Genomic DNA, 22,898 nt, shown 5'->3' with positions numbered 1-22,898 from the left:
CGAGCCTGCCAGACTGTCAGGGCTTGCCGAAGCCGGCTTTCGTCAGGATCTCCTGTCCGGCCGGCCCGGTCACCAGGTTGACGAACTTGCCTGCCAGGACTGCATTTCCGGCGTGGGCGAGGGTCGCGATCGGATAGGTGTTGACCGCACCGGCCGCCTCGGGGAACGACACCGCGAGGACTTTGGCGCCGGCGCCCGCGGTATCGGTGACATAGACGAGGCCGGCGTCGGCCTGACCACTGGTGACCTTGTTCAGGACGTCGGTGACCGCGGACTCCTCACTGACCGGGTTCAGGCTCACGCCGGTCTTGGTTTCCACCGTCTGGGTGGCCGCTCCGCATGGCACCTGCGGCGCGCACACCACGACGTTGAGGCCGGGCCTGCTCAGGTCTTGGAATGTCTTGATGCCCTTCGGATTTCCGGGGGCGACGGCGATGGTCAGTGTGTTGGAAGCGAAGTCGACCGGAGGGCCGGCGAGCAGACCGGCCTTGGCAGCCTTGTCCATGTTCTTGGTGTCGGCGGAGGCGAAGACGTCGGCATGCGCACCCTGGGTCAGCTGGGTCACCAGATCCGAGGACCCCGCGAACGAGAACTCCACGGAGGCACCGGGGTTGTCCTTGCTGAACTGGTCGCCGAGCGCGGTGAGGGCGGCCTTCAATGAAGCGGCGGCGAACACGATGATTGTCTGCTGCCCGGCCGGCGGTTGTTGGGACGAGGAACTGCAGCCCGCGGTGAGCAGCAGAGCGACAGCCAGTACCGGCAACGGAGTCCTGATCACAATTGTCCTGATGTTTCGACGATCACCGTGGTTGCTTTGACGACGGCGACCGCGACGCTTCCCGGTTCGAGATTCAGCTCGCGCACGGCATCGCTACTCATCAGCGAGACCACGGTGAACGGCCCGCACTGCATCTCCACCTGGGCCATCACGGTGTCGGTGAGCACCTTGGTGACCAGCCCGGCGAACCGGTTGCGGGCGGAGCTGGCGACCGACAGCGGGTCCTTCGGGGCCGCGGCGGCATTGCGACGGGAGTAGGCGGCCAGTGCGGCTCCGTCGACGGTCTTCCGACCGGACTGGTCGCTGCCCGTCGGCAGGTCACCGTCGTCGATCCAGCGCCGGATGGTGTCATCGCTGACGCCCAGCAACTCGGCGGCTTCGCGGACCCGCAGCATCGGCACGTGTGAAGCGTAGCCGGTCTGACCGCATCCGCGGGTCTTATACTGCTTTGCAACCGCATATGCGGCTGGTGATGGTCCGGTTGGGGCCTTTACCCTCGCGTCGTAGGGTGTGGCCGTGCGACATACGCGCGGCAGCGGGCCGCTGGCGGCGGCACTGGCGCTACTGCTACTGGCCCCCGGGGCCGCCCATGCCGACCCGGACGCCTTGTGGAATATCGTCCACGACCAGTGCGTCGTCGATGTGCAGCAGCACCGCGATCCGGCGCCGTGTGCACGGGTGGACCTCAGCGGCGGCGAAGGTGCCGGCTACGCGGTCTTCAAGGACATGGTCGGCGACCGGCAGTATCTGCTGATCCCGACCGCCCGCATCGCCGGCATCGAGAGCCCCGAGCTGCTGAACCCGCACACCGTCAACTACTTCGGCGCGGCCTGGCAGGCCCGGTCGTTCGTCGAACAGCGGGCCGGCGGAACGATCCCGCGAGACTGGATGAGCCTGGCGGTCAACTCCGCCGTAGCCCGCACGCAGAACCAGCTGCACATCCACGTCGACTGCCTGCGCGCCGATGTGCACGACGCGCTGCGCTCGGCGGCCGGTGCCATCGGGGCGGCGTGGGCGCCGTTGCCGGTTCCGCTGACCGGCCACACCTACTGGGCAATGGGCGTCGACGGCACCGATCTGGACGCCAACCCCTTTCGCCTGCTCGCCGACGGCCTCGACGGCGCACGCGACGACATGGGGCAGTTCACCTTGGTGGTCGTGGGCGCCGCCAACCCGGTCGGGCGTGCCGGCTTCGTCGTCTTGGCCGACCGCGCCGATGCCACCGGCAGTGCCGGCGGTGAAGAGCTGCAAGACCACGACGCCTGTCCGGCATTGCAGCCGGCGTCATCGGCCACCGCCAAATAGCCATCACCTCTGGAATCACCGCGAGCACATTCCTGGTCAGGACCGTGCCAGGTCGTCAACATCGGTGACCGTGACCGAATCAAAAGAGCCCGGCAGAAGCGCAGCGAGCCGGAGTCGTTTCAGCATTGGCGTCGACTGGTGGGCGACCATCGTCGCAGGCGTCTTCGTCGTGCTCGCCGTCGCAGGTGTGCTCCCCAAGATTCCGTGGTGACCGGTGACCACAACTGACGTCGCGCAGACTTCCGAAGAGCAGCCGATCTTCACCAGCCGCAACCTGCTGGACTACGTCCCCGGTGTCCTGCTGCTCATCGGCATCGGCCTGCTGGGTAAGTACGCCCAAATCTGGTGGAATGCGCTTGCCAAGAACCAACATTGGACTGTTCCCGATATCGAGTACGTTCTGTGGGCGATCGTGATCGGTCTCCTGATCACCAATACCGTTGGGTTGCACCGGATTTTCCGGCCCGGCGTACAGACCTACGAGTTCTGGCTGAAGATCGGGATCGTTCTGCTCGGTGCGCGGTTCGTCTTGGGTGACATCGTCAAACTGGGCGGCATCTCACTGGTGCAGATCCTGCTCGACATGACGATCGCCGGCACCATCATTCTGTTGGCCGCCAAGGCGTTCGGACTGTCCGGGAAGTTGGGATCGCTGTTGGCCATCGGCACGTCCATCTGTGGGGTGTCGGCCATCGTGGCCTCGAAGGGCGCGATCCGCGCGCGCAATTCCGATGTCAGCTATGCGATCGCAGCGATCCTCGCGCTGGGTGCGGTCGCCCTGTTCACGCTGCCGGTCATCGGTCACGCGCTGGGGTTGTCCAGCCATGAGTTCGGGTTGTGGGCGGGTCTGGCAGTCGACAACACCGCCGAGACCACCGCGACCGGCTACCTGTATTCCGACGAGGCCGGCAAGTTGGCCGTGCTGGTGAAGTCGGTCCGCAACGCGCTGATCGGGTTCGTCGTCTTGGGCTTTGCGTTGTACTGGGCGTCGAAGGGCGAGGCCGACGAGCTCGCGCCCGGGTTCGGGGCCAAGGCGAGGTTCGTGTGGGAGAAGTTCCCCAAGTTCGTGCTGGGCTTCCTGGCAGTGTCGACGCTCGCCACGGCGCACCTGCTGAGCAAGGGCCAGATCGCGAACCTCGGCAACGTCTCGAAGTGGGCCTTCCTGTTGACCTTCGCCGGCGTCGGGCTCAACACCAACTTCCGGGAACTGGCCCGTACCGGGTGGCGTCCACTGGTCGTGGCGGTCATCGGTTTGGTCGTGGTGGCCGTGGTGTCGCTCGGCCTGGTCCTGTTCACCTCACGGGTGCTGCACTGGGGAGTGGGCGCGACCTGAACGATCAGTACGGCGGAAGCTGACCCTGGCCGGATGCCCCCGCCATTCCGTTGAGGGTGTCCAGAGCATGGCGCAGCTGAAGCTGGGACAGCAGCGGCCCGGCGGGAGCGGGTGGCTGGGCGTCGGTCAGCGTCCACGGCTGGCAACCGTCGGTCTTGAACGAGACGTCGCCCGGATCGATCTGCACCACCGAAGGCTTCTTCGTCAGTGCGTTGTCCACGTTGGTCTGCCCGTCGGGCCCGCCGGTCCGCTTCCAGTAGCAGGCGCCGCCCTCGACGGGGCCTGCCGATGCGTAGGTCCCCGGCACGATGTCGACGCCGACCTTGTAGGTTCCGTCGCTGTCGATGGTGGTCTTGGGTGCGCCGGCAGGTACCGGTGCGGGCGTCGCGCCGGGTGCCGCCGACGGGGCCGCAGCGTTGACCGGGCCGGGCGCGGGCCCGGTCGGTGACGGTGTGGGCGCCGGAGTGGTCGCCGGGTCGGCGGCTGCCATACCCCCGCCGAGGACGCCGGCGGTCAGCGCCAGCGAGCTGATTGCGATCACGATCGTTAGTCGACCCACGTCAACTAGGGTAACCCGGGTTCAGACCCACTCGGACCGGACTGAGTTAACGTCAGCGGATGCCCAGCTTCAGCGACGCGATCGCGAGTGGAACTCCGGTGCTCACCGACGGCGGCATCGAGACGCGCGTCATGTTCGAGACGTCGATCACGATGAATCCCGAGATCCAGGTCGCCGGATTGGTCGGCGACCCACAGGGTGCGCCCGCCCTGAGGGCGATCTACCGGAGCTATCTCGATGCCGCGAGTTCGACCGGCGTGCCGGTGGTGATCGGGACACCCACCTTTCGAGCGAGCGTCAACTACACCCGCCGCGCCGGTCTCGGCGATGTCGATGCCGTGCAGCGGCTCAACAGCGCCGCGGTCGCCTTTCACCGGGAGTTGCTCGACGGTCACCCCGGTCCGCCGGCGTGGATTGCCGGGGTGATCGGGCCGGCCGGCGACGCTTACCGGCCCGCCGAGGCGCCGTCGGCACCGGCTGCCGCCGAGTACCACCGGCCGCAGATCGAAGCCCTCGCCGAGGCCGGGGTGGACTTCCTGTTCGCGGCCACCTTGCCCGCCGTCGGCGAAGCGATCGGAGTAGCCCGGGCGATGGCCCGCACCGGCTTGCCGTTCGTCGTGTCCTGGGTGCTCGACGCCGATACCCGGGTCCTGGACGGAACGGCGCTGGCCGAGGCCATCCATCGAGTGGATGACGAAGCGGCACCAACCTACTTCTCGCTGTCGTGCATCCATCCGACGGTCGCTGCACGTGCGCTGGCCGGCTGCGCCGAAGCTGGCAGCCGAATTCGTGAGGTGAAGGCCAACGGCTCCATGCTGACACCCGCTGAACTCATCGCGCTGGACCATGCCGAGAGCGATCCGCCTGCCGAGTTCGCCGCGGCCATGAACGACCTACGACGCGGCTACGACGTGCCCGTCGTCGGCGGATGTTGTGGCACGACCGACGCCCATATGCGCGCTCTGGGGCAGTTGCTCACCAACGGGTGAGCGTTCGGATCAGGCGGTCTTGCTCAGCAGGGGGAGCAGCAGCCGGCGACGGCTCAGAACCGCGTCATCGAACTCATGCTCGGCCTCGGCGACCGACGCCACGATCGGGAACACGACATCGCTGTCGCGGCGCAGGCGGCGGTTGACCGCTTCGCTACCGACGACGGCCCATTCGACACCGGCCGCGGTGCAGACGTCGTCGATGTCACACAGCAATCGGATGGCCTGCGGAGCAAACGAGCTCACCCCCGACAGGTCCAGAACGAACGGCTTCTCGGCGAGCACCAATCGCTTCGCGCATTCGGTCACCCGGTCGACGTTGACGGAATCGATGCTTCCGCTGACCGCGACAACGGTTGCCATGTGGCGCGAGTGTGCTCGGATGTGGGCGCCCTCGTAGTCGACAGCGGGGTTTCCGTATCGCGACGTGAAGCTCGTCATGGGGTGCCTCATTTCGGTCCTGTTGCGTGTGTGGCGACCCAACGGCCACCTCAACTTGACGCAAACGTTATGCCGCAAATCTAAGGTCACCGGGAGCAGCGGCTAAAACTCTGTTAAGAACCCAACTTTGGCGAGCAAGCACCAAAACGGGCAACGTCGGCCACCGGAAGGGCTAACGCAGAGCCGGCAGAACCTCGTCTGTAAGCAGAGTTACGGACTTCCATGCCTCCTCCACCGGCATGCCTCCGACCAGCGGATGCATCACGATCGGTCCGTAGTTTGCGCATCCGCGGGCTTCGTCGATCAACTGGTCGGGGGTGAGGAACCGATAGCGGCCCGAGGCCCGGACCTCCTCGAGAGTCTGCACTCCGGGCAGGTGCATGGACGACCGCGACGGGTCATCCGACCACGCTCCATAAGTGACCGCCTCCCACAAAATGTGGCTACCGAGTTCGGCCCAGGCGCGCTCGGGATCCTCGTGCAGATAGATCATTCCGCGGTTGACCGCGGGCGGCATCAGGACGAACGGCCGCAGGCCGGCCTCCCGGCACAGCTGCGAGTAGTACTCCGCCAGATCGGGGCGGTGGTCGGGCAGGCTCAGCGGCAGGCCGAACCGCACCGCCCGGCGGACGGTGGCCCGGACGCCGCCACCTACGTAGAGCGGGGGGTGCGGCTTGGTCCAGGTGCCGGACACGATGCCGGTGTCACCGGTCCACGCGGCCAACATGGTGTCCAGCAGCTGATCCATCAGTTCGCCGCGGCGGCCGAAATCCACCCCGAGGGCCCGGTACTCCTCTTCCCGGTAGCCCAGGCCGACGGTGGTGTGCAGCCGGCCCTGGCTCATGGCATCGACCAGCGCGATGTCCTCGGCCATCCGGACCGGGTTCCACAGGGGCCCCAGCGCACAGTCGATGCTGGCGAAGATGTTGGCGGTACGGGCCAGGAACATCCCCGCGATCATCACCGGATTGCAGCTCCAGCCGTGGCCGGTGACGTGGTGCTCGTCGACGCTGATCGCCGCGATGCCGTGCCGGTCGCCGAACTGAGCCAACTCCATTGCAGCGGAAAGCAATTCACCCTGAACGCCGGGATCTCCTCCGGGAGAGGCGAAATTGAAGCGGAGAATTGCGAGCATCTGAGCACTGTATGGGTGCGATTACGCCAAACTCGATGCGAACGGGTCACGATTTGGCTGCTGTGCCTCGTCGCCGAAATCGCTGTCAGGGGCCGCCGCTACCGTGACGGCGTGCGGGAGAGCTCGGCCGCGGTGACGACGGCGTTGCAGTGGTTGGGGTTGTGGGTGGCCGCCACCGCGCTGCTGATCTTCGTCGGCATGCTGAACAAGGCGGCCTGGTTGTTGGCCGCGCTGAGTGCGGTGGCGGTCGCGGCGTGTGCGTGGCGCGCTCTGCTTGCCTGGCTCGACCACCGCCGGAACCTCAGGCGCGACGCGCTCTACCGCGCCACAGGGCAGGCTGCCGTGGATGCCATGACCGGTGTCGAGTTCGAGCTCTACGTTGCCGCCGTATTGCGGGGGATCGGCTATACCGTCGAACTGACCAGGGTGACAGGCGATTTCGGCGTCGACCTGATCGCGACGAAAGACGGCGCCCGGACCGCGGTGCAGTGCAAGCGGCAGAACCGGGTGGTCAACGGGTCCGCTGTTCAGCAGGTGGTCGCCGGCGCCGCCGTCCACGACTGCGCCGCGACGATGGTGGTGTCCAACAACCGCTACACCAGGGCCGCCGAGCAACTCGCCGAGGTGCACGGCTGCGTATTGATCGACCGCACCCGGTTGGCACGGTTGTCACGGGCGCGGCGCTGAACCGCGGCGCTAGGTGCCGGCGGTCGCCGCGTCGATGGCTCGGAACTCGTCCTCGGTGAGCTCGATCCCCGCAGCGGCGACGTTCGGTTCGAGGTGGTCGACGCGTGACGTCCCGGGGATCGGGACGATCACCGGCGAGCGCTTCAGCAGCCAGGCGAGCGCCAGTTGGGACGGGCTCGCGCCGTGGTCGGCGGCCAGTGAACCGAGGGGACCGCCGGTGTCGGCGAGAGGGCCGGCGGCCAGGGGGAACCACGGAATGAACGCGATGCCTTGGGCTTCGGCCTCCTCGAGCAGCGGTTCGGCCGTGCGGGTCGTCAAGTTGTACAGATTTTGCACCGAGACGATGGGCGCGACCTTCTGGGCGGCCTTGAGTTGGTCGACGTCGATCTCGGAGAGTCCGATGTGCCGGATCTTGCCCTCCTGTTGCAGCGTCGCGAGTTCGCCGACCTGGTCCTCGAGCGGGAAGTTCGGGTCGACGCGGTGCAGCTGATGCAGGTCGATGCGATCGACGCCGAGGCGGCGCAAGCTGAGTTCGACTTCTTGACGCAGGTAGCTGGGGTTGCCGAGCGGAATCCAGACGTCCGGCCCGGTGCGCAGCAGCCCTGCCTTGGTGGCGATCACGACGTCGTCGGGGTATGGGTGCAGGGCTTCGTGGATCAATTCTTCGGCGACATAGGGGCCATAGGAGTCGGCCGTGTCGATGAAGTTGACACCCAGTTCGACCGCGCGACGCAGGACGCGGATGGATTCGTCGTGATCGTCCGGAGGACCCCAGACCCCCTTGCCGGTGAGTCGCATCGATCCGAAGCCGAGCCGGTTGACGGTCAGGTCGCCGATGGCGATCGTGCCTGCTGCCGCCGCGGTCGTCGCGTCCGTCATGGTGCTCCGTTCGTTGGTGGGGGATCCACACCCCAGCGTGGCACCGGTGCTCTGGCCTGTCGAATGGTGGCGATCCGAGTGAGCGCATCGGCGGTGACGGCTCTCGTGCTTCACTTTCTTCCTGATGCCCACATATCAACCAGACATCCTGGCCCCTGGCCTGGATGTGGTGTTCTGCGGCATCAATCCGGCGCTCACCGCGCAGGCCGATGGATACAACTTCTCCAGCCCCACCAACCGGTTCTGGACGGCGATCTACCGGGCCGGTTTCACCGACCGGCAGCTGGCGCCGTCGGAGGAGCGGACCCTCCTGGATTACGGGTGTGGGATCACTGCCGTCGTGGCGCGGCCGACATCGGCTGCGCACGAAGTGTCGAACGTCGAGATACGGCAATCACTTTCGGCGTTCGACACGAAAATGCGGAATATCGCGCCCGGCACGCTGGCCTTTCTGGGTAAACCGGCGATCTCGGTAGCACTCGGAACGAACTCGGTGGGGTGGGGTCTCCAACGCGACACCGTCGCCGACGCAGCGGCGTGGGTCTTGCCGAACCCGAGCGGCCGCAATCAACGGTTCACCCTCGAGGCGCTTGTCGCGGCGTACGCCGAACTGTACGACTACGTCGCGATGAACCGGTCCCGGTAGGCGCTGAGCCGCTCGGCCACCTCGGCGGCGTCGAGTCCCACGTCGGCGAGGTCGTAGATCACCTCGCCGTAGCGGCCGCGCGGGTGCTCGGCGATGAAGTCAGCCATCGCGGCTCGCGCGTCGTCACCGAACGGCTGATCGGCGAGCGCATAGATCGCCGACAGGGTGCCCTGCTCGTCGGCCATGAAGTCGGTGAACCGCACGTCGATCGACTGCTCCGGGGGAAGCAGGTCGCGGTCGCGCAGGCACCCGCCGAACAGATCGTCGGCCCGGTCCAGCCAGTACCGGCCGATCTTGACCGGATCCGGCTCGGCGCACGCCATTCGGGAGGCATAGGCGATCATGGTGAGCATCGAGCGCGTCACCTCAACCGGATCCCGATGCGTCACAACGAAAGTCGCGTCGGGGAAGGTGGCATGCAGGGTGCGGAACTGCTCGAGGTGCTGGGGGGACTTCAACACCCAGCGGGTGCCGCCGCGCAGCCACTGCATGGCCTGCAGCTGGCGTTTGAGGTAGGCGTACGACCGGCCCTGGTCGTGGGCCTTGTAGTGCGCGGCGAACGACGGCAGATAGTAGGTGGTTTCGAACAGCATGCCGGAGATGTCGTTGGCCAGCAGCTGAATCTCCTCGTGGGCATGGTCGACAGTCATGTCGTGCATCCGCTTGAACTCCGGCATCGACGTGTCAACCAGCTCGAGTCCGGCCGTACATCGGTCTCGTCGCGCCTGGTCGTCGTCGTCGGGAGCGGGAAAGGGCTCCAGGCTCTCCCAGTACGGCAGGTAGCGCATATTGGGGTCGGCGGCGATCAGGTTGTGCAGGTGGGTGGTACCGGTGCGGGGCAGGCCGCAGATCACGATCGGCCGGGCGATCTCGATGTCCTCGATCTCCGGGTGCTCGGCGATCAGCGCCTCCAGTCGCAACCGATTGACCAGATTGCCGACGAGTTGTTCGAAGACCACGGCGACGCCGACGTCGGACAGGCCGGCCTCCTCGCGCAGTGAGGCGGTCAAGACATCGAGCCGTTCCCGAAAGCTGTCCTCGCCCCAGCAGTCCAGACCGGTGCGTTCGGCCGCGGTGGCCAACAGGGCAGCCGAGGTCAGCTCGAGGATCGACCCGTAGCCGGCGAGCGCCTCGCGCAGCGGCTGCGCGGCCTCGGGAAACACCGGGCGAGCGAGGTCGGTGAACTTGATCGGCCCGGGGCGCTGTACACCGGCGGTCACGCCGTCACCTCCGCAACGTCGACCACCCGGCAGGTCGGCCGCTTCGGGGTCTCCTCGGGCAGGAACCAGCGCAGCCAGATCAGGCCCTTGGTCCGCCCGGCCGTCGACACCCAGTTGGGGTGGCCGGGATCGGTGTCGCTGACCACGATCCGCCATGAGCCGTCGGGCTCGTAGATGACGTGCGCGCCGTTGATGGTGACCCGCTCGTAGGTGTAGTCGTAGGTGTGCAGGAACGGATTCCACAGGCACAGGTTCCAGAACACGCACGGTGGTGAGCTGCCCTCGATGATCAGTGCCTGACCGGGCTGCAATTCGTAGGCCCCCATCGCATAGGCGGCGTCGCCGGCCGCCCAGCCGTAGGTCTGCTGCGGCACGGGGTAAGGCTCGGCGATCTCGTTGGCCGGCTCGACCTTGGTGGGGATGAACGAGTATTGCTCGGTGAGCCACGTGCGGGCGGCCCGCAGCCGGCGGATGAGGTCGGCGCGGTCGTCCCGCTTGCGGGCCGGGGGATCGACCGCCTCGATCTTCCACTGCACCCGGCGATCGGTCTCGGGGTCGTTCAGGTAGTCGCGGGTCAGGGCGACGACGGCGTCGTCCTCCAGTTTGAGCCACGCGCCGGGCTGTGGGTCGGGGCTGATGGTGAATTCGAAGTTGCCGGAGTCGTCGAACTCCAGCGACCGGTCGTTCATGGTTCCGACGATGCGGTTGCTGTAATGCCCGTCGTCGGGACCGCCGTAGACGGTGATCGACAGGTAGACCGAGTCACCGCGATTGCCGGTCACCCGGTAGGTGCGGGCGGGGTCGATGGGGGCGAGTTGATAGAACGCATCCGAATTGTCGCCACCCCACCGTTGATAGGGGCCGATGACGTCGACGAAACGCGGATTGTCCTTATCGCCCCAGACGTAGGCGTCGACCGCCACCCGCAGCAGGCTGAACGTCAGCCGGTACCCGTCGAGGATGTCCGCCTCGGACAGCGGCGGATCGCTGGCCAGGAATTTGCGTTCGATTGCGCCGAGTTCGTCGAGGAGTTCGTGAAAAGCCGTGGATAGTTCGTCGCCTGCCATCGTCATTCCTTCTCTCGTGGCTGCGCGCCTTGCATGACCAGGGAACAGAGCTTGTCGACCAGAAGATCGGTGTCGTCGCGCCCGTCGACGAGCGCGCCGTAGAAGGTGGTGCCGACCAGCACGTTGAACAGCGTGTCGGTGTCGATGTCGGCGCGCACCACCCCTTGTGCGGCACCGGCGCGGACGAGGTCGGCGAGCTCGGCGCGGATCCTGTCGTCGAGCAATTGCTGTGTGCGGATGTGCAATTCGGCGTCGCGGCGTCGTTCGGCGAGAATGCCCATCGTGGCGGCTTCGACGACCGGCTCGCGCCAGAATGCGACGGCCCCACGGGCGAACTCGCGCAGATCGGCTTCGAAGTCACCGGACCGCGGCAATCCGCTTGTGGCGCCGTCGGTTCCGAATGCCGCCTCGAACACCACATGAGCCTTGGACGGCCAGCGCCGATAGAGGGTCGGGCGGCTGACGCCGGCCGCGCGGGCGATCGACTCCATGGACACCTGGTCGTAGCCGACATCGGTGAGCAGCCGGCGGGTGGCCGCCAGGATCGCGGAGTCGGTGCGCGGGTCTCGCGGCCGGCCTCGCACCGGCTCGGGCACCGCCACCGCGCGATCGGGCGTTGTCACGCGGATTATGTTTCGTTACGTAACGTAAACTGTCAAGAGTGTGACGTCCGGATTGAACCCGTTCACCCAGGGGAATCGTGACACCAGAATCAGTTGATCCCGACGGCCAGGAGGTCATGCCATGAAACTCATGCTTCGAGCGCTGGCCGTGGTGCTGTCCGCACTGACCATCGGCGTTGCGTCAGCCGGCTCGGCTGTCGCCGACGATCAGCTGGCGTTCAGCGGCACCACGCTGAGCGGAGCGTCGTTCAACGGCGCGAGCCTGCAGGGCAAGCCGGCGGTCCTGTGGTTCTGGACCCCGTGGTGCCCGTTCTGCAATCAGGAAGCACCCAACGTCAGCCAGGTGGCCGCGGCCAATCCGAAGGTCACGTTCGTGGGTGTCGCCGCGCGCTCCGATGTCGGACAGATGCAGGCCTTCGTGTCGAAATACAACCTGAACTTCACCAACCTCAACGACGCGGACGGGTCCATCTGGGCGCGATTCAACGTGCCATGGCAACCCGCGTACGTTTTCCTGCGTCCCGACGGCTCGTCGACGTTCGTCAACAACCCGACCTCGGCGATGTCGGAGCAGGAGCTCAGCGACCGGGTGCGCGCGCTCGCGTCCTGAGCCTGTCGGTGGACGCGAATCTGACCGGCCTGGCATTGGCCGCGGGGATGGTGGCTGCGCTCAACCCGTGTGGGTTCGCGATGTTGCCGGCCTATCTGACGCTCGTGGTGCGCGGTGAGGATGCCGGTCCGGGCCGGACCGCTGCGGTCGGGCGCGCGCTCGGGGCCACCGGTGCAATGGCACTGGGCTTCCTGGCGGTGTTCGGAGGTTTCGGCCTGCTGACGGTGCCGGTCGCCTCCGCCGTCCAGCGCTACCTGCCCTATGCGACGGTCGTCATCGGCATAGCTCTTGTCGCCCTTGGCATTTGGTTTCTCTCCGGTCGGGAGTTGGCCCCGGGCCCGATCGGCCCCAACTGGCGCTGGGCGCCGACGGCGCGACTGGGATCGATGTTCGGCTACGGGGTGGGCTATGCCGTCGCGTCGCTGTCGTGCACGATCGGCCCGTTCCTCGCAGTCACCGGCAGCACCCTGCGTACCGGCTCTGCTGTTCACGCGGTGTTGGTCTACGCCGCCTACGCGGCCGGCCTCGCGCTGGTGGTCGGCGTGCTGGCAGTCGGGATCGCCTTGACCAGAACAGCTTTGGTGGATCGGCTGCGCCGGCTGCTGCCCTACGTCAACCGGATCAGCGGCGTTGTGCTGATCGCGGTGGGGCTCTACGTCGGCTATTACGGCCTTTACGAGATCAGGTTGTTCAGCGCGCAGCAGAACCCCGCCGATCCAGTGATAGCCGCCGCCGGGCGGCTGCAGGGAGCGCTGGCCGGCTGGGTCTACCGCACCAGCGCGTGGACGTGGTTCGCGGTGCTGGCCATTCTGCTTGCGGCGGCAGTTCTGGTCCGGCTGCGACGCGGCCGCCAGCGCAGGCACTGATCTCGGTGAATCGGGCGGCGCGCGCCGATATACTCCGCGCTACACGCACGACGCAGGGGAGGAGACATTCATGAGACGAACCTGGGGGGCCGCCGCGGCGGCTGTGCTGGCACTGACCGGGATTCCCGCGTCGATCGTGACGATCCAGCCGAGCGGTCAGGCCAATGCCGATGTCTGCGCCAGCGCCGGTCGGCGAATCTCGGTCAGCGGCTGCGCGAACCTCTCGGATGTGATGGCGCCCTACGTACCGCCACCGTCGTACTACGCGCCGATGCCCGAGGACTACCCACCGCCTCCGCCACCGCCGCCCCCGCCGGTAACCGGGTGTGTCGGCTACAACGGTCGCTGGGTCAGCGCGGGCGGCTGCCGCTAGATTTCGGCCGCGAGCGTGCGCTGCGATACGCCCCGCACGGCGTGTCGCGTATGACGACGCACGTTGGTGAGAGATTGTGCGCCACAACGACGAAACCCCGCGGGCAATGCCCGCGGGGTTTCGCTTACCGCTTCAGATCAGGACAGGTCGAACCGGTCAGCGTTCATGACCTTGACCCACGCCGCGACGAAGTCCTCGACGAACTTGCCCGCGTTGTCGTCCTGGGCGTAGACCTCGACCAGCGCGCGCAGGATCGAGTTCGAGCCGAACACCAGGTCGTTGGCGGTTGCCGTCCACTTGAGCGCACCGGTGGTCCGGTCGGTCCCCTCGTAGACGTTCTCGGTGTTCTCCGACGGCTTCCACTCCGTGCCCATGTCGAGCAGGTTGGTGAAGAAGTCGTTCGAGAGCACACCGACCCGGTCGGTGAACACGCCGTGCTTGGTGCCGCCGTGGTTGGCGCCGAGCACCCGTAGACCGCCCAACAGCACGGTCATCTCCGGAGCGGTGACACCCACCAGGTAGGCCTTCTCGATCAGCAGCTCCTCCAACGCAGCCTTCTCGCCGGGCCGCACATAGTTGCGGAACCCGTCGGCCCGCGGTTCGAGAACCGCGAACGACTCCACGTCGGTCTGCTCCTGGGTGGCGTCGGTGCGGCCGGGGGCGAAGTGCACGTCGATCGCGTAACCGGCCTCCTTGGCCGCCTTCTCGATCGCGGCATTGCCGCCGAGCACGATCACGTCGGCCAGCGACACCGTCTTGCCACCCGCGGCGTTGAACTCCTGCTGGATCTTCTCCAGCACCGGAAGCACCTTGGCCAGCTCGGCGGGCTCGTTGGCCTCCCAGTTGCGCTGCGGCTCCAGCCGCAGCCGGGCGCCGTTGGCACCGCCGCGCTTGTCGGTGTTGCGGTAGCTCGACGCCGACGCCCATGCCGTCTTGACCAGCTGCTGAACCGTCAGGCCGGAGTCCAGGATCCTGGCCTTCAGGGTCGCGGCATCGTAGTCGTCGATGAGCTCACCCTGAACCGGGGGAACGGGGTCCTGCCACAGCTGCGGCTCGGCAACCCAGGGGCCCAGGTAGCGGGTGATCGGGCCCAGGTCGCGGTGCAGCAGCTTGTACCAGGCCTTCGCGAACGCCTCGTTGAGCTCCTCGGGGTGGTCGAGCCAACGCCGGGTGATCGCACCGAACTCCGGATCGACCCGCATCGAGACGTCGGTGACCAGCATGGTGGGCTTGCGATTCGGTCCGCCGAACGGATCCGGGATGATCGCCTCGGCGTCCTTGGCCTGGAACTGCCACGCACCGGCCGGGCTCTTGGTGAGCTCCCACTCGTAGCCGTAGAGGATCTCCAGGAAGGAGTTGCTCCACTTTGTCGGGGTGGGGGTCCACACCACTTCGAGGCCGCTGGTGATGGTGTCGCCGGCGTTACCGGTGCCGAACGGGCACTTCCAGCCCAGGCCCTGCTGCTCGATCGGGGCACCCTCGGGCTCGGGCCCGACCAGGTCGCCGTCACCGGCGCCGTGGGTCTTGCCCAGCGTGTGGCCGCCGACGATCAGCGCCGCGGTCTCCTCGACGTTCATCGCCATCCGGCCGAAGGTTTCCTTGATGTCGATCGCGGCCTTCAGCGGGTCCGGATTGCCTTCCGGTCCTTCGGGATTGACGTAGATCAGACCCATGGTGGTGGCACCGTACGGCTCGGCGAGCTCGCGCTCACCGGAGTAGCGCTTGTCGGTGCCCAACCATTCGTCTTCCTCGCCGAACAGGGTCTCTTCGGGCTCCCACACGTCGGGGCGGCCGAAGCCGAAGCCGAAGGTCTGGAAGCCGGCCGACTCCAGCGCGACGTTCCCGGCGAACACCAGCAGGTCGGCCCAGGAGATCTTGTTGCCGTACTTCTTCTTCACCGGCCACAGCAGCCGGCGGGCCTTGTCCAGGTTGGCGTTGTCCGGCCAGCTGTTGAGCGGGGCGAAGCGCTGCATGCCCTGTCCGCCGCCGCCGCGGCCGTCGAAGATGCGGTAGGTGCCGGCGGCGTGCCAGCTCATCCGGATGAACAGGCCGGCGTAGCTGCCGTAGTCGGCGGGCCACCAGTCCTGCGAGGTGGTGATGACCGAGAGCAGGTCGGCCTTCAGTGCGGCAGTGTCGAGCTTGGCGAACTCGGTGGCGTAGTCGAAGTCATCGCCGAGCGGGTTGGAGTACGGCGAATGCGGATGCAGCTTGGTGACGTCGACCTGATTCGGCCACCAGTCCTGGTTGGTCCGCGGTCCGCGCGCTTTCGGCTCCGGGGATTTGATCGCCGGGTTCTCGCTCTCGCTGGTCGAAGCGCCCTGGTTCGGGGCCGGCGGGTGGCTTTCGGACGTATCAGAGGACACTGTTTCCCTTTCTAATTCCGTACAACTGTTGACGATTGGTCCGTGATCACTTGTGTGATCAGGAGGGTTCTTTGGGTGAGCAATCCGGACACAGGCCCCAGTAGATGACCTCGGCTTCGTCGAGCACGAAACCGTTGTGATCAGACGGCGTCAAACACGGTGCGTCGCCGACGGCGCAGTCGACGTCGCCGATGACACCGCACGAGCGGCACACCACGTGGTGGTGGTTGTCGCCGACGCGTGCCTCGTAGCGGGCCACCGAGCCGGACGGCTGGATGCGCCGCACCAGACCGGCCGCGGTCAGCGCGTGCAAGACGTCGTACACCGCCTGCCGCGACACGTCCGGCAGGCCGGTCCGGACGGCTCCGAAGATGGTGTCGGTATCGGCGTGCGGGTGTGAGTGCACCGCGTCCAGGACCGCGATACGGGGGCGGGTGACCCTCAGCTGCGCTGCCCGCAGCTGGTCGGAGAGGTCCGAGACGGAGGTCACGTTTTGATAGTCGTCTCTTTTCTGGAATCAGTCAAGAGTTGTTCGCAATCGATTTCCGGGGTGCCGGTCAGGGGCGTTGCGGGGGCGCGTTTCGTGGACTGGCGGTGGGATTCAGCGGCGCGATCGGCGCGGGGCTGAAGCTGTTCGGCCCTGGAATCGTGGCCTTACTGGTGGGCTGCACCGAGGCGCTCGAGGGCGTGGGGGCCGGAGCGCCGTGGTCCTTGGATCCGCACGCCGGGAACGCGACGACGCCGACACCGGCCAACGCCACCAGCCACACCGTTCGGCTCCGCCTCTGCATCCCCAGAAAGTTACCGCGTTTCGGGCGAATCAAGGCCTCGACCGGGCTATCTGTATGGTGATCGGCGGATCGCGTCCGGCGGCCAACCCGGACCACATACCGGAACCAGTCGTCTCGTCAGGAGCAGTTTCGTGCCCCTCAACACCGTCGCGCTCGAACTCGTGCCGCCCAACACCGACCGCAGCCCGGGCGAGATGCTGGAGGAAGCGCGCAAGGTCGTGCAGCTGTCGGCCGAGACCGGCCTTCGGATCGGGCACGTGATGATCCCCGGCATGATCGAAGAAGACAGTGGCCGTCCGATCGAGATGAAGCCCAAGCTGGACGTGCTCGACTACTGGTTGCGCATCTCTCCAGAGCTCCCCGGGGTTCGCGGCCTGTGCACCCAGGTGACGGCCTTCATGGACGAGCCGACACTGCTCGCTCGACTGACCGCTCTGCTCGATGCGGGCATGGAAGGTGTTGCGTTCGTGGGTGTTCCGCGGACCATGAACGACGGCGAGGGTGCCGGCGTGGCACCGACCGACGCGTTGACGATCTTCTCCGACCTCGTCCCGAATCGAGGCGCGATCCTCATTCCGACCCGAGCCGAGGAAGCCGGCCGGTTCGGATTCAAATGCGGCCGGGGCGCCACGTACGGGATGACGCAGCTGCTCTACTCCGACGCGATCGTGGGCTTCTTGACCGAGTTCGCCGCGACCACCGAGTACCGCCCGGAGATCCTGCTGTCGTTCGGGTTCGTGCCGAAGGTCGAGTCCCGGGTCGGCCTGATCAACTGGCTGATCCAGGACCCCGGCAATGCGGCCGTCGAGGCCGAGCAGGACTTCGTGCGCTCACTCGCCGAGAGCGACCCGGCAGTCAAGCGGCAGCTGCTGGTCGACCTCTACAAGCGTGTCATCGACGGCGTCGCCGACCTCGGGTTCCCCCTGAGCATCCACTTCGAAGCCACCTACGGCATGTCCCGCCCGGCCTTCGACACCTTCGCGGAGATGCTGGCCTACTGGTCGCCGGCCGCGTCCGCCTCCTGAGCGCCACATGAAGGCACTGATCGACTTCGACGGCGCACCGGTTTTCGCCATCCCGGCCCGCGACGGCTATCACGGCTTCGGCGGCTGCGAGGGGATGCTCGTCGAGGGTCCGCAAGGGTGGGGTGAGTTCTGCCCGCCCCGCGGGAGCAGCGATCTGGTGGCTGCCCGCTGGCTGACCTCGGCCATCGAGGGCGGCACAGTCGGTTGGCCGGACCCCATCCGTGGCCGGGTGGCGGTGGCGGTGGCGGTACCCGCAGTGAGCGCCGAGCAGGCGGGAGCCATCGCCGCCGACAGTGGCTGCCGTTCGGCTGACGTGGTGGTCACCGGTCAGCCCGACGACGCCGAGCGGCTCGAGGCGGTACGCGCGGCCCTCGGATCGGACGGGGCGGTCCGATGCGTGGCCGTCGAAGCGTGGGACGTCGAGACCGCCGCTGCGATGGTCCCGCGGCTGGACACCGCGGCCGGTGGTCTGGAGTTCGTCCAGCAGCCATGCGCGACGGCAGGTGAGCTGGCCATGTTGCGCCGCCAGGTCGACGTGCCGATTGCGGTCGACGTGTCCGACCTCAGCAGTGACGGGCTGACCCTGTCGGAGGTCGCCGATGTCGTGGTGCTGGACGTGGCCGCCCTCGGCGGCGTACGCCGGGCACTGCGGTTCGCCGAGAAGTGTGACCTCCCGTTGGTGGTGTCGGCAGTCGGCCAGACCAGCATGGGGTTGGCCAGCGGTCTCGCGTTGGCCGGCGCGCTGCCCGAGCTTCCATTCGCCAGCGGGCTGCGGACTGCTGCGGCGCTGGCCGGAGACCTCGTGCCCGCGGCGCGCGTGTTGATCTCCGACGACGGTTTCCTGCCGGTGGCACCCTCGGCCCCGGCGCCCGATTTGCGTCGGGTCGCCGAATTCGCCGTCGACGACGCCGACCGCATCGCATGGTGGCGCGAGCGGCTGCGCATCGCCCGCGAACTTCTGTGAGCACATTGTTTGATCGCAACGACCTGTGGGTACAAACGCGCCGATGACTTCAGAGCCGGCGGATCCGCCCATCCCACCGCAGTCGATGTCCCCGTTCGAGTCGAGGCGAACCACCGTCATCGTCCTGTGGACGACCTACGTGGTGGCCGCGATCATCCTGGTTCTGTACTGGGTCTACGCCACCTAGCGGCGCGGTCGCCAGACCATGAAGGCAAGGAAGACGCCGACCAGGACCACGATCGGCCCCAGTACCGACCAGGTCGTGGTGTTGCTCATCGGGCTGCCCTGAACCGCTCCGAAGCCCTGGAGCGTGAACAACAGCCCGAACAGCGCGACCAGCACGCCGAGACCACCGATGACATGACGCATGCTCAACCCCTTTTCCCGCTCGGCATGGCCGCGGACACCGCGCGCATGACGGCTCGCTTCACTGTCGCCGCACCGGAGCCGGCGGTCGCGCCCAGCGCCGTTCGATTGGGCGGATTCAACTGCAGCACATCGCCTTCGGCGAGATGGCCGGCGCGCGTGACGTTGCCGTAGACGCCCAAACAGCGGCGGGTATGTGCGGCGATGGTTCGGGTGATGTCCTTGTCCCGCTTGAGCTCGGGCTGCTCGTGCGAAGGCATCACGCAGCGGATGGTGGGGATCAGCGGCTGCAGTTCGGCACGCGGGCTGTGAAGCCGTCCGCCACACCACTCCCATTCCGGATGCGCCGCCGTGCTGGGGGAGTCCACGACGATCGTCGGGCGGAACCGCCGGACGTCGAAATCGGAATCGGGTGCCATTGACCCGAGGGTGGCCAGGCTCTGCTCGGTGATGATGTGGACCGGGTAGGCATCCACGTAGCTGCCGACCGGGGTGGCGTAGCGGCTGATCTCGGCGAGCTTGCGTACCGGGAACATCGACAGGTCGGGTAGCGGCTCGTCGTCCTCGAGGCCGAAGATCGTGCGCAGGTCGGTCTTTGTGGCCATGGGTCCGCGGTATTGGTCTCGGCGGTCGAGCGGCGGCAGCGGCCGAAGCTCGACCTCGCGGTCGAGGTATCGCGAAAGTGCTTGGTGCACATCGGGATCAGAGCTGGAAATTTGGGCGCCGTCCGGGAAGCTGATCAGCACCTCGGGGGCGTGTCCCGGCCCGGCGTCCGGCGCCGGGGTCGTCGCGTAGTGCGCCGTCAACCACAGCAGCCCGGGCAGTCGTTTGGCGCTGGTGGTGGCGTCCGATTCGATGTCGCGCACGGCCCAGGTGCGGTCGGCGTGCAGACCGAGCTCACCGATCGCGGCCTCGGCCACACGCTCGCCCTGCATCGACTTCACCGGATAACGCCAGATCGAGGTGATACGGCCGGCGGTAATCATTCACCCAGCGTAGATCGTCACTCCGCCGGTGAGCGGCGCAGCGTGCGCGAGGCCACGACCAGCGCGGTCAGGCTGACCGCCAGCCAGAGGCCGAGCACGATGTACGGCAGCGGTCGCTGATTGTGCGGAAAGTAGGTCGCCGCGTGGATCGCCGACACCGTCGCGCCGCTGGGCAGCGCGTGGTTGAAGAACGCAAACGGCTGCGGCAGCAGCGTCGCCGACACCGCCCCGCCGGACGAGGTGTTGCCCAGCAGGATGAACACGAGCCAGGTCGGGATGATGGCCCACCGGTGGATCAGCACGAGCATCGTCGAATTGAACGCCGCAGCGACTGCGATCTGTAGTGAAATCAGCAGCCAGAGCTGGGGGAACGGGGTGCTCAGCGCTTTGAGAACCGGTCCGGTCACCACCGCCAGCGCCGCTCCGCCGACGACCGCGAGCACCAGCATGCACAGCAGCCAGCGCCGCAAAGTGAGTGTTTTGACGTTGGCGCGCAGCTGGAACATCGTTATGAAGCCCAGGATCGTGGCGGCGATGACGAGATAGAACGTGGCCAGCCCCGCGGGGTCGGACGGCGGCAGTGGATGCAGGTCGACGATGGGCAGGATGAACTGTCCAGGCTGGGTCTGGTCCAGCTGGATCAGGGCGCGGCTGCCCGACGGGTCGCTGGCACTGGACAGCAACAGCTGCGGCGGACTTGCGGTGGCGTCGATCGCGGCCGTGATGCGCTGCTGGTTGATCGCGGTGACCGCCTCGTCCCGCGTCGGGTAACCGTGAACGTCGAACTCGTTCTTGTTGCTGTGCAACGCATTCACAAACGGTGCGGTGGCCGCTGTCGACCCGACCACGCCGACCGGCAGGTTGCGCGGGGAGGGCCGTCCGAGTGCGACGGTGTAGGCGGCGGCGAAGCTCGACGCCAGCACGATCGCGATGGCAAGGACCGTGGCGACCTTGCGGATTTCCAGCGGGATGCGCCGGAACCCAGCCGGGGGAGCGTCCTCCGTCACTGCACCCACTCACACTCCTCGTCATCCGTCGCAGATCAACGTACCCCGACGACACGGAACGTTCTCGATCCCTGCCAAAAGGCATGGCGCACTTTGCCGGTGGGTGCCGTCAAGACCAGCGCGCCGCTCGAGGCCTGAGCCGCCAATTCTGACGTAATAATGACCAGGCGCCCCGGCGGCCATCCGCGGCGCGCGCGGCTCCGAAGCACCCTTGTCTGCTCAACTCAGCACGGGCGCAGCTTGCAGGAGCCTCGCAATGAAATCACTGTCCACGCTGGTCGCATCCCAAGGGGATGCAATCGACTCTCGCTATCACCCGTCGGCCGCGGTCCGGCGCCAGCTGAACAAAGTCTTCCCCACACATTGGTCGTTCCTGCTGGGCGAGATCGCGTTGTACAGCTTCATCGTCCTGCTGTTGACGGGCGTATATCTGACGTTGTTCTTCGACCCGTCGATGACCGAGGTCACGTATAACGGCGCGTACCAGCCGCTGCGCGGTATCCAGATGTCGAAGGCCTACGCCTCCACCCTCGACATCACCTTCGAGGTGCGTGGCGGCTTGTTCGTCCGCCAGATTCACCACTGGGCGGCGCTGCTGTTCGCCGCGGCGATCATGGTGCACCTCGCGCGCATCTTCTTCACCGGCGCCTTCCGTCGCCCCCGCGAGGCCAATTGGGTGATCGGATCACTGCTGTTGATCTTGGCCATGTTCGAAGGGTTCTTCGGCTACTCGTTGCCCGACGACCTGCTCTCGGGCACCGGAATCCGGGCGGCGCTGTCGTCGATCACACTCGGGATTCCGGTGATCGGCACCTGGTTGCACTGGGCGCTGTTCGGCGGCGACTTCCCGGGCGAAGTTCTGATCCCGCGGCTCTACGCCATCCACATCCTGATCTTCCCCGGAATCATGTTGGCGCTCATCGGTCTTCATCTGGCGCTGGTGTGGTTTCAAAAGCACACGCAGTTTCCTGGTCCCGGCCGTACCGAGAAGAACGTGGTCGGGGTGCGGGTCATGCCGGTGTTCGCGGTGAAGTCGGGTGCCTTCTTCGCGATGACGGTCGGCATCCTGGGCTTGATGGGGGGCTTGCTGCAGATCAACCCGATCTGGCAGATCGGCCCATACAAGCCCGCCCAGGTGTCGGCGGGTAGCCAGCCCGACTTCTATCTGATGTGGACCGACGGGCTGATCCGGTTGTGGCCCGCATGGGAAATCTACGTCGGCCACCACACCATTCCGGCGGCGGTCGCGGTCGCCGTCCTGATGGGCGTCATCTTCCTGGTGCTCATCGCCTACCCGTGGATCGAGAAGCGGTTCACCGGCGATGACGCGCACCACAACCTGCTGCAGCGGCCGCGGGACGCACCGGTGCGAACCGGCATCGGCGCCATGGCGATCGCCTTCTACATCGTGCTGACCTACAGCGCGATGAACGACATCATCGCCTACACCTTCCACATATCGTTGAACGCGACGACCTGGATCGGCCGCATCGGAATGGTGGTGCTGCCACCGCTGGTCTTCTTCATCACCTACCGCTGGGCGGTCGCGCTGCAGCGCAGCGACCGGGAGGTGCTCGAGCACGGCGTCGAGACCGGCATCCTCAAGCGGCTGCCGCACGGCGCATACGTCGAGCTGCATCAGCCGCTGGGACCGGTGGGCGCCGACGGACACCCGATCGCGCTGGAATACCAGGGCGCTCCGGTGCCCAAGCGGATGAACAAGCTCGGCTTCGGTGGCGCACCCGGTAGCGGCAGCTTCCTCACCGCCGACCCCGCCGACGAGGACGCCGCGCTCACCGAGGCGGCACACGCCGCCGAGCAACGGGCACGCACCGCGCTGAAGGAACGTCAGGCCCTCGACGGGTCCGTGCACGGCCGGTGACGA

28 protein-coding genes are annotated in these 22,898 nt (G+C 66.9%); 13 read left to right on the top strand and 15 right to left on the bottom strand.

Features of this window, described 5'->3' with window-relative positions; all coding sequences use genetic code 11:
• Positions 1-16 precede the first annotated feature (16 nt).
• Positions 17-778 (bottom strand): molybdate ABC transporter substrate-binding protein, encoded by a 762-nt coding sequence (gene modA / locus AB431_RS16295; RefSeq protein ID WP_047330806.1) that lies wholly within the window; start codon positions 776-778, stop codon positions 17-19.
• Positions 775-1,179, bottom strand: coding sequence for a molybdopterin-binding protein (locus tag AB431_RS16290; protein ID WP_047330805.1), 405 nt, complete (start codon positions 1,177-1,179; stop codon positions 775-777). The genes modA and AB431_RS16290 overlap by 4 nt, the downstream gene beginning before the upstream one ends.
• Positions 1,180-1,294: 115 nt before the next feature.
• On the opposite strand from AB431_RS16290, the gene AB431_RS16285 reads away from it, so the two are divergent.
• The 3 genes from AB431_RS16285 to AB431_RS16280 all read left to right on the top strand — a co-directional run bounded on the left by AB431_RS16285 (position 1,295) and on the right by AB431_RS16280 (position 3,416).
• Positions 1,295-2,083: a CDP-diacylglycerol diphosphatase gene (locus AB431_RS16285; protein WP_047333489.1), complete on the top strand. Its 789-nt coding sequence runs from the start codon at positions 1,295-1,297 to the stop codon at positions 2,081-2,083.
• Between the two features lie 70 nt (positions 2,084-2,153).
• The gene (locus AB431_RS30920; RefSeq protein ID WP_162489405.1) at positions 2,154-2,294 is read left to right on the top strand and encodes a hypothetical protein; all 141 of its coding nucleotides are present in this window, start codon (positions 2,154-2,156) and stop codon (positions 2,292-2,294) included.
• 3 nt (positions 2,295-2,297) lie between these two features.
• Positions 2,298-3,416, top strand: coding sequence for a YeiH family protein (locus AB431_RS16280; protein ID WP_047330804.1), 1,119 nt, complete (start codon positions 2,298-2,300; stop codon positions 3,414-3,416).
• Between the two features lie 4 nt (positions 3,417-3,420).
• Here the strand turns inward: AB431_RS16280 and AB431_RS16275 are convergent, their stop codons facing one another.
• Positions 3,421-3,906 carry a hypothetical protein gene (locus AB431_RS16275; RefSeq protein ID WP_369803070.1) on the bottom strand — a complete coding sequence of 162 codons (486 nt, stop codon included), beginning with the start codon at positions 3,904-3,906 and terminating at the stop codon, positions 3,421-3,423.
• A 128-nt stretch (positions 3,907-4,034) separates the two neighbouring features.
• Between AB431_RS16275 and AB431_RS16270 the strand changes: the two genes are divergently transcribed.
• Complete coding sequence (locus AB431_RS16270; RefSeq protein ID WP_047330803.1) at positions 4,035-4,964, top strand: homocysteine S-methyltransferase family protein; 930 nt, start codon at positions 4,035-4,037, stop codon at positions 4,962-4,964.
• 9 nt (positions 4,965-4,973) lie between these two features.
• Here the strand turns inward: AB431_RS16270 and AB431_RS16265 are convergent, their stop codons facing one another.
• The gene (locus tag AB431_RS16265) at positions 4,974-5,405 is read right to left on the bottom strand and encodes an STAS domain-containing protein (RefSeq protein ID WP_082135699.1); all 432 of its coding nucleotides are present in this window, start codon (positions 5,403-5,405) and stop codon (positions 4,974-4,976) included.
• Between the two features lie 172 nt (positions 5,406-5,577).
• Positions 5,578-6,540, bottom strand: a complete 963-nt coding sequence (locus tag AB431_RS16260; RefSeq protein ID WP_047330801.1) for an LLM class flavin-dependent oxidoreductase — start codon at positions 6,538-6,540, stop codon at positions 5,578-5,580.
• A 111-nt stretch (positions 6,541-6,651) separates the two neighbouring features.
• Between AB431_RS16260 and AB431_RS16255 the strand changes: the two genes are divergently transcribed.
• Entirely contained in the window at positions 6,652-7,227 is a 576-nt protein-coding gene (locus AB431_RS16255) for a restriction endonuclease (RefSeq protein WP_235435695.1), read from the top strand.
• A gap of 9 nt (positions 7,228-7,236) precedes the next feature.
• On the opposite strand, the gene AB431_RS16250 is transcribed toward AB431_RS16255, so the two are convergent.
• Positions 7,237-8,106, bottom strand: a complete 870-nt coding sequence (locus AB431_RS16250; RefSeq protein ID WP_047330800.1) for an aldo/keto reductase — start codon at positions 8,104-8,106, stop codon at positions 7,237-7,239.
• A 124-nt stretch (positions 8,107-8,230) separates the two neighbouring features.
• On the opposite strand from AB431_RS16250, the gene mug reads away from it, so the two are divergent.
• On the top strand, positions 8,231-8,752 hold the full coding sequence (gene mug / locus AB431_RS16245) for a G/U mismatch-specific DNA glycosylase (protein ID WP_047330799.1): 522 nt from the start codon (positions 8,231-8,233) through the stop codon (positions 8,750-8,752).
• On the opposite strand, the gene AB431_RS16240 is transcribed toward mug, so the two are convergent.
• From AB431_RS16240 to AB431_RS16230, 3 genes are read right to left on the bottom strand one after another with little or no spacing between them, the layout of a single operon-like run.
• Positions 8,725-9,972: a sulfotransferase gene (locus AB431_RS16240; protein ID WP_047330798.1), complete on the bottom strand. Its 1,248-nt coding sequence runs from the start codon at positions 9,970-9,972 to the stop codon at positions 8,725-8,727. The genes mug and AB431_RS16240 overlap by 28 nt on opposite strands.
• On the bottom strand, positions 9,969-11,039 hold the full coding sequence (locus tag AB431_RS16235; RefSeq protein WP_144418278.1) for a DUF1214 domain-containing protein: 1,071 nt from the start codon (positions 11,037-11,039) through the stop codon (positions 9,969-9,971). The genes AB431_RS16240 and AB431_RS16235 overlap by 4 nt, the downstream gene beginning before the upstream one ends.
• A 2-nt stretch (positions 11,040-11,041) precedes the next feature.
• Entirely contained in the window at positions 11,042-11,662 is a 621-nt protein-coding gene (locus AB431_RS16230) for a TetR/AcrR family transcriptional regulator (RefSeq protein ID WP_235435694.1), read from the bottom strand.
• A 121-nt stretch (positions 11,663-11,783) separates the two neighbouring features.
• Here AB431_RS16230 and AB431_RS16225 point away from each other — a divergent pair, with 121 nt between their 5' ends.
• From AB431_RS16225 to AB431_RS16215, 3 genes are all read left to right on the top strand, one after another.
• The gene (locus AB431_RS16225; protein ID WP_047330795.1) at positions 11,784-12,272 is read left to right on the top strand and encodes a protein disulfide oxidoreductase; all 489 of its coding nucleotides are present in this window, start codon (positions 11,784-11,786) and stop codon (positions 12,270-12,272) included.
• Positions 12,273-12,319: 47 nt separating this feature from the next.
• Positions 12,320-13,138, top strand: coding sequence for a cytochrome c biogenesis CcdA family protein (locus AB431_RS16220; RefSeq protein WP_369803069.1), 819 nt, complete (start codon positions 12,320-12,322; stop codon positions 13,136-13,138).
• A 70-nt stretch (positions 13,139-13,208) separates the two neighbouring features.
• Positions 13,209-13,511, top strand: coding sequence for a hypothetical protein (locus AB431_RS16215; protein ID WP_047333486.1), 303 nt, complete (start codon positions 13,209-13,211; stop codon positions 13,509-13,511).
• A gap of 137 nt (positions 13,512-13,648) precedes the next feature.
• Here the strand turns inward: AB431_RS16215 and katG are convergent, their stop codons facing one another.
• The 3 genes from katG to AB431_RS30450 all read right to left on the bottom strand — a co-directional run bounded on the left by katG (position 13,649) and on the right by AB431_RS30450 (position 16,665).
• Complete coding sequence (gene katG / locus AB431_RS16210; RefSeq protein WP_047330793.1) at positions 13,649-15,874, bottom strand: catalase/peroxidase HPI; 2,226 nt, start codon at positions 15,872-15,874, stop codon at positions 13,649-13,651.
• Positions 15,875-15,932: 58 nt separating this feature from the next.
• Entirely contained in the window at positions 15,933-16,364 is a 432-nt protein-coding gene (locus AB431_RS16205; RefSeq protein ID WP_047330792.1) for a Fur family transcriptional regulator, read from the bottom strand.
• A gap of 67 nt (positions 16,365-16,431) precedes the next feature.
• The gene (locus tag AB431_RS30450; protein WP_144418277.1) at positions 16,432-16,665 is read right to left on the bottom strand and encodes a hypothetical protein; all 234 of its coding nucleotides are present in this window, start codon (positions 16,663-16,665) and stop codon (positions 16,432-16,434) included.
• Between the two features lie 131 nt (positions 16,666-16,796).
• Here AB431_RS30450 and AB431_RS16195 point away from each other — a divergent pair, with 131 nt between their 5' ends.
• Genes AB431_RS16195 through AB431_RS30830 form a run of 3 tightly spaced genes read left to right on the top strand, consistent with a single transcriptional unit; the run spans position 16,797 to position 18,841 of the window.
• A complete protein-coding gene (locus tag AB431_RS16195; RefSeq protein ID WP_047330790.1) occupies positions 16,797-17,690 on the top strand; it encodes a mycobacterial-type methylenetetrahydrofolate reductase in 894 nt (297 codons plus the stop codon).
• A gap of 7 nt (positions 17,691-17,697) precedes the next feature.
• Positions 17,698-18,654, top strand: a complete 957-nt coding sequence (locus AB431_RS16190) for an enolase C-terminal domain-like protein (protein ID WP_047330789.1) — start codon at positions 17,698-17,700, stop codon at positions 18,652-18,654.
• Between the two features lie 43 nt (positions 18,655-18,697).
• Positions 18,698-18,841 (top strand): hypothetical protein, encoded by a 144-nt coding sequence (locus AB431_RS30830; protein WP_158423544.1) that lies wholly within the window; start codon positions 18,698-18,700, stop codon positions 18,839-18,841.
• Here AB431_RS30830 and AB431_RS16185 read toward each other — a convergent pair.
• The 3 genes from AB431_RS16185 to AB431_RS16175 are packed head-to-tail and all read right to left on the bottom strand — an operon-like array spanning position 18,838 to position 21,022.
• Positions 18,838-19,023 (bottom strand): hypothetical protein, encoded by a 186-nt coding sequence (locus AB431_RS16185; RefSeq protein WP_047330788.1) that lies wholly within the window; start codon positions 19,021-19,023, stop codon positions 18,838-18,840. The genes AB431_RS30830 and AB431_RS16185 overlap by 4 nt on opposite strands.
• Positions 19,024-19,025: 2 nt before the next feature.
• Entirely contained in the window at positions 19,026-20,006 is a 981-nt protein-coding gene (locus AB431_RS16180; protein WP_052960296.1) for an MOSC domain-containing protein, read from the bottom strand.
• A gap of 17 nt (positions 20,007-20,023) precedes the next feature.
• A complete protein-coding gene (locus AB431_RS16175) occupies positions 20,024-21,022 on the bottom strand; it encodes a DUF3533 domain-containing protein (RefSeq protein WP_235435693.1) in 999 nt (332 codons plus the stop codon).
• A gap of 247 nt (positions 21,023-21,269) precedes the next feature.
• Between AB431_RS16175 and AB431_RS16170 the strand changes: the two genes are divergently transcribed.
• Positions 21,270-22,895, top strand: coding sequence for a cytochrome bc complex cytochrome b subunit (locus AB431_RS16170; RefSeq protein WP_047330786.1), 1,626 nt, complete (start codon positions 21,270-21,272; stop codon positions 22,893-22,895).
• The last annotated feature ends 3 nt before the right edge of the window (positions 22,896-22,898 follow it).

The organism is Mycobacterium sp. EPa45 (genome assembly GCF_001021385.1).
In the GTDB taxonomy this organism is placed as follows: domain Bacteria; phylum Actinomycetota; class Actinomycetes; order Mycobacteriales; family Mycobacteriaceae; genus Mycobacterium.
Note: the sequence above shows the minus strand (reverse complement) of the source record. Positions and strands in the feature narration are given on the sequence as shown.